The sequence below is a fragment of the Streptomyces sp. NPDC031225 genome, from assembly GCF_055570355.1.
Genome location: NZ_JBVIHJ010000010.1, coordinates 309948 through 315947, shown reverse-complemented (window position 1 = coordinate 315947; position 6000 = coordinate 309948). Strand labels below are relative to the sequence as shown.

2 protein-coding genes are annotated in these 6000 nt (G+C 70.8%); both read right to left on the bottom strand.

Annotated elements, in window-relative coordinates; translation table 11 throughout:
- Positions 1-216: 216 nt before the first annotated feature.
- Positions 217-4866, bottom strand: a complete 4650-nt coding sequence (locus tag ACZ48Z_RS19685) for an RICIN domain-containing protein (protein WP_468737118.1) — start codon at positions 4864-4866, stop codon at positions 217-219.
- Positions 4867-5781: 915 nt separating this feature from the next.
- The gene (locus ACZ48Z_RS19680) at positions 5782-5940 is read right to left on the bottom strand and encodes a hypothetical protein (RefSeq protein ID WP_468737110.1); all 159 of its coding nucleotides are present in this window, start codon (positions 5938-5940) and stop codon (positions 5782-5784) included.
- Positions 5941-6000: the final 60 nt, after the last annotated feature.

Here is a 6000-nt window from a genome sequence, read left to right as displayed (position 1 = left end):
TCGCACCCACTCCCCACGAGGGAGGGATGCGGGATACCTCCCCCCCCCCCCCCCCCTTCCTCCCCCCCCCCCCCCCCTCCCGGCCCCCCCCCCCCCCCCCCCCCCCCCCCCCCCCCCCCCCTCCTCCCCTCCCCTCCCCCCCCCCCCCCCCCCCCCCCCCCCCCCCCCCCCCCCGAGCCCCGGTCTTCTGCTTCTTCTACGACGCGGCGCGGACCGCTACGGCGCAGCCACCGGATAGGCGCTCAGAATCTCCCTGGTCTGCGGGTTGACCGCGATCTGTAGATATCTCTCTCCCCTGGTTCCGATCGCTCTTCCCATGGGGAAGACGAACCGGAAGGCGTCCGCGGGATCCTTTATCGCCTTGCTCTGCATGGCCCACGCCTCGTCCACCAGGGCGAGAACCTTGCCGGGGTCCTTCTCGATGAACACCGTGTGTGTCGCCCTGGACGCATCGGGCACCGTGTGGGCGAGCACATGGTCGATCTTGGTGCCGAACTTCCTGTCGAGACCATAGATCAGCCCGCCGGGCGATTCGAGCTTGCCTGCGCCCAGGTCCGCGAAGCCGACCGGGCAGAAGGTGTTGTGTACGAGAACCGGCGTGGTCCCCGCCAGCACGTAGTAGGTGTGGATCTCGGCGACGCTGAGGTTGTAGGCCGAGTGGAGCCGCTGGTAGCGGTGCACGTCCACGACGGTGACGGTCTCGCCGCTGCTGGTGCGCAGCGTCTGGCCGGGTTCGAGATCTCCGGCGTCGACCCATCGGTGGACACTGGGCGACCAGAACGGGTGGTGTTGTGTGGCGGTGATCCGTGACCGGCCGGCGTCGATCGTGATGTCGGCGAAGTCGGTGTCGTCCGGCGTGTAGACGGTGTCGGTGACAGCGCGGCCCGCGGTCCGGCCGCTTCCGGGATCGGTGGCGAGGACCGCGTCACCGGTCCTGACGTCCTTGATCTCCCTGGTGGTCCCGTCGGCCATCAACACCTGGGTGGCGCCGGGGAAGCTGTTGGGCCGGCACGCTATGCGGGACTCCTCGTAGGCGTTCGCCGCTCGCTCGACGCTCGCCAGCGCCTCCGCGTCGATGTCCAGAGCACGCAGTGCCTTCATCGCGTCGGCGACGCCGATGCCGGTACGCAGGGAGGCGTCCACGGCACGGATCGCGTCTGCGATCTTCCCGATGGGTCCGCCGAGCGGGAGCCAGGTCGCGGCCCAGAAGCAGTCGCTCGCACTGCCCTCGCCGCCGCCGAAGGCCTTGTGGTAACAGCCGGTGAAGTCCCCCTTGATCGACTTGGCTATGCCCTTCCAGACGTCGAGGGTCGCGTCCCAGGTGTAGATCTTGACCGTCTTGGTCTGGTCCTTGACGGTGATCGTCTTCAGGAAGTACGTGTCGTCGGACGGGCAGCCGGCCGGGGTGGCGGGCACGTCGGGGTTCGCGCACAGGTAGAAGCTGACCACCGCGTCGAAGTGCGCGACGTACACCAGCTTGTCGCAGACGATGAGGTCGTGGCACTCGTTGGGGAGGCGCTCGGGCTCCCCGCGCGGTCTGATCTCGTCGATGACGGAGAAGACCCCGCCGACACCGGTCCCCGAGCCGTTCTTGACGTTCTTGCCGGCCTCGGCCGCCTCCGCCTCCGTGGCGGCCTGCTGGGCTTCCGTGGAGTACTTGTCGGCATCCTTGGCCGCTTGTTCGGCTTCGGTGGCGGCGGAGTCGGCGCGGGTGGCGGCGGCGCGGGCGTCCTTGGCGTCCTGTTCGGCCCGGGCCGCTGCGGCGCGGGCGGCCGAGGCGTCGAGTTCGGCCTGGTCGGCGGAGGCGCGGGCGTCCTCGGCGTAACCCTCCGCGTTGCCCGCTGCCCTGTCGGCGGCTGCGGCGTCGGCGGCCGCCTGCTTGTCGTAGTCGATGGTGCGGGCCAGTGAGGCTGCCGCCTTCGAAGCGGCGGTGGCGGCGTCGGCCGCGTAGCCGAGTGCTTCCTTGGAGTAGGTACGGGCGTCGGCCGCGTACTGGGCGGCGTTCGCGGCGTGCTGGTAGGCCTCCTTGCTGTCACCCTGCGCCTGGTCGGCGAGGTTCTTGGCGGCCTGGGCCTCGGCCGCGGCATTGCCGGCGTGTGCCTGGGCGACGGCCTGCTGCTGCTCCGCGATCGACTTCGAGGCCTGTCCGGTCAGGACGACCAGGCCGGCGGCGGAGTCGGTGTCGATGTAGGGAGAGCCGAGCTGGATGGCGTCGTTGGCGGGGGCCGCGACCTGTTCGGCCGATGTGGCGGCGTCGACAGCGGCCTGGGCGGTGACGTGGGCGAAGCCGACTGCCCTGGCCGCTGCGGCGATGGCCTTCACGGCTTCCGCGTTCGCGGCGTCGGCCTGGGCCCTGGCGTCCTTGGCGTGCTGTTCGGCCTCGTCGGCGAGTTTGACCGCGGCCTTGGCCTCGGCGGCGGCGTCCTGGGATGCCTTGATGGCGTCGGCGACCGCGGCCGTCGCGGTCCTCACCGCGGCGTCGGCCTTGAGCTTGTCGGCCTGGGCGGCGTCGGATGCGGCGCGGGCGCGCTTGGCGGCCGCCTCGGCCCGGGTGGCGGCGGCGTCCGCCGCGGCTGCGGCCCGGGTGGCGGCATTGGCCTCGGAACTGGCGTTGTCCGCCGCGGTCTCGGCGTCACCGGCGGCCGTGTCCGCCTCGTTCGCGGCCGCGCGGGCGTCCTCCGCCGCGGAACCGGCACTGAGTTTGTCGGCGTAGGCGCTCTTGGCATCGGCCTTCGCTCGCTTGGCGTTGGCCTCCTGCCGGGCGTCCCAGGCGTCGTCCCGCATGGCTTTGGCGTGGTCCCTGGCCTTGACCGCGTCGTCCCGCCTGCCCTGGGCGGTCTTCTCGGCGGACTCGGCCCGGCCCTTGGCGTCGTTGGCCTTGGTCGCCTCGGCCTCGGCGTTCTTCCTGTGCTCGGCGGCTTCGGCCTGCTCGGCGGCGGCCGCCTCCTTCTCGGCCTTGGCCGTCTTCTCCTCGGCCTCCGCGGTGAGCCGCTTGGCGTGGGCGTCGGCGGCGGCCGCCTTCGCGTCACCTTCGGCCGTGAGCGCCACCGTGAGTTTGGCCTCCGCGGTCTCCTTGTCCTTCTTCGCGTTGTCGCGGTGCACCTTGGCCGCGTCGGCGGCCGCCTTGGCCTGCAACTCGGCCGTCCTGGCGGCCTCCTTGCGGAACTCCGCCTTGGCCTGAGCGGCCTGCGCCAGCGCACGCTGCGCGATCGTCGCACTGTCTCCGGCGGCGGCCCGGGTGGCGGCCTCGGCCGTCTCACCGGCCTTCACCAGCGCCGTCAGAGCCGCGACCGCGCCCTTGGTCACCTGTGCCTTCTGCTGACCCACCAGCAGACCCCGGCCCCGCGGCGCACCGTTGGCGTCCGCGGTGTTGTACGCGCTCTGCAGTGCGGCGTCCGACCCGACCGCGGCCTTCTGTGCGGCGGCCAACTGCGCCTTGAGCACGGCCAGCTGGGCCTTCGCGCCGGTCTGGGCGGCGGTCACGCCGTTCTTCGCCTTGGTGAACTGCGCCTTGTCCGGGTAGTCCAACGCGGCGTCGCCGGTGTGCCCCTTGGGTACGATGCGCAGCTTCTGCGAGGCGGAGCTGTTGCAGGTGAGCAGCGAGGAGTTCTTGCTGTTGTCGAACGAGGGCAGGTTCAGGCACTTGTCGGTCGCGGCGTTGCGGAACACGGCCGCCGCCCGCACATCGAAGTCCCACTGCTGCGCCTTGCTGCTGTTGCAGCTCGAGATCTGGATCTTCGTACCGTCTGCGTTCTTGCCGCCGGCCACCTCCAGGCACTTCAGCGACTTGGTGTTCGCCAGGGCGTAGCCGCCGGGGTACGAGCCCCACAGCTGCCACTCCTGCGCCGCGCCACCGTTGCAGGTGTAGACCTGGACCGCGGTGCCGTTCGCCGTGCCGCCGCCTTCCACGTCCAGGCACTTGCCCTTGGCGCCGGGGATCTCGATGGTCAGCGGGGCGTCGCCGATGTAGCCGATACCGCCCGCGGACCAGTAGTCCTGCCAGCGGGTGGCGTGGTCGGCGATCCAGGAGTGCCCGAGCATCGCGCCCAGGGCCTTGGTGCCCTTGGTCAGGGCGTCGACCGCCGCCTTGTTGGCGTCGACGATCTGGTTGCGCTCGGTGGCCTGGGAGGCGATCTCCTGCTGCCACTCGCCGGCCGCGGTGGACGTGATGTCGTCCAGCACGCCGTTCGGATCCAGCGGGTCACGCCAACCGCAGGCGGCGAAGCGGGACTTCACGTCCTCCACGGAGATCCGGTACTCGGGCGTGCCCGGCTGCGGTGCGGTGCGCGGGAAGCCGCCCGAGCCCAGGAATATCCGCGCGTCGTCCGCACCCGGGTTAGCACTGGGACGGCCGTGCATCCATTCGAACGCGGCGTGCTCGGCCAGCGCCTGGTTGAACTCCTCCCAGGTCTTGCCCACCGAGCTGGGGTCCTGCCCGTACAGGGAGGTGCCCACCTGGTCGACGGCCGCGAGGGTCTTCTCGTCGGCCGCCGGCGTCTCGTCGTCGTAGAAGTCGGTGTCCGTCTTCCAGTACCGGTCGGAGATCCAGGACGTCAGACCGGTCTGCCCGTAGAACGTCTGCTGCCCGTCGTTACCGGTGCCCGGCGGCCAGTGGAACCCGGTCTCCGTGAACCCGCCCGGCGTCACCAGACCGTCCAGCGGCTTCTTCCAGGAGTCCTGGAGCGCGGACAGCGCCGCGCCCTCCTTGCTCGCCGTGTCCTTGTCCGCCTTGTAGGCGACGGCCAGCGGCGTCTTCTCCCAGTTGTTCCTGTCGGCCGCGACACGCAGCTTCTCCGGAGTCTGGTTCAGGCCGTCCTGCGCAGTCGCCGCCATCGAGGTGCCGCCCAGCCGCAGCACGTCGGCCATCAGGCACTGGTCCTGCCGCAACTGCTCGGCAGCGGTGTCCTCGTACCAGGGATAGGAGTCACTCGCCGGCTCCGCCCGCAACGGCGTCGCACCGGGCTGGACCGCCAGCCCGGCCAGCACTGCCAGCGCGACGGCGGCGGAGGTCACGAACCCTGAACTGCGCGATCTGGCCAGGCCGGATCGTGGTGTGGAACGCAAAGAAGCATCCTTGTCTTCGTCAAGGGGGATGCGTGCCGGGAGAGCGTCGAAGAACAGCCGAAGAGCAGCCGAAGAGCAGCCCAGAAGCCGTACGAACAGGTACGGCGGCATGACGAAGCGAACTTCCCCGTAAACGACGGTGGTCCCCCGGTCGCTTAGATGTGCACGGACACAGGTTGGTCAGGCCCGGTCATGCGCAGGCATCATATGAACCCATAATGTTCACGTAAAGTCCCCACTCGGATGTCAAGTCGGCTCGCCGGGGACATTCGTGCTGGTCGCGGGCTGGTCGTGATGAGGAAGGCCCGGCAGCGGCCGGGTTTCTGTGATGATCCTGTGCCCTTGCCGACCGGCTTCCACGATGCAGGACGCCCAACTCGCCCGCGCGGTGCCGGACGGACGCGACGGCGCGAGGAGCCCGGGCGCACGGGCCGGCGGCATCGGAAGGGCCGTGTTCCTCCGACCGCGGGCCTGGTTGCGGGCTTCGCGACTGCGCTCGGTGTCCCGCGCGGTGACCTCGCCGCCATCACGGGGTTCGAACGCGCCGAGCCACCGCGGGCCCAACATCCGCTGCCGGCGGAAATGGCGGGGCTGCTGTGGGGCTGCCGACGCCTGGCGGCGTCGAGGCGGTGAAAGGCTGGGCCCACCCCCGCCCCCGCCCCCGCCCTCAGCCTTTCGGATCGCTCTCCTCGGGGGAGTCGTTCGGAGGCAAGGCCATCACGAAGGGACCCTTGCCGGGCAGGTCAGGCCGCGTGCGCGGAGCTCCTGGGTGGCACGTCGTGCGGTGAGGTGTGCGAGGCCGTACTCGTCGGCGAGGTGGTTCTCGGAGAGGATGGGCCTGTCCGACGTCGGCTTCGGCTGTGCGGCATCGCTCATATGTGCCGCTCCCCAAAGGCTGGGCCTCTTCCTCGCCTCGGCACCGGACAACGCCGTCGA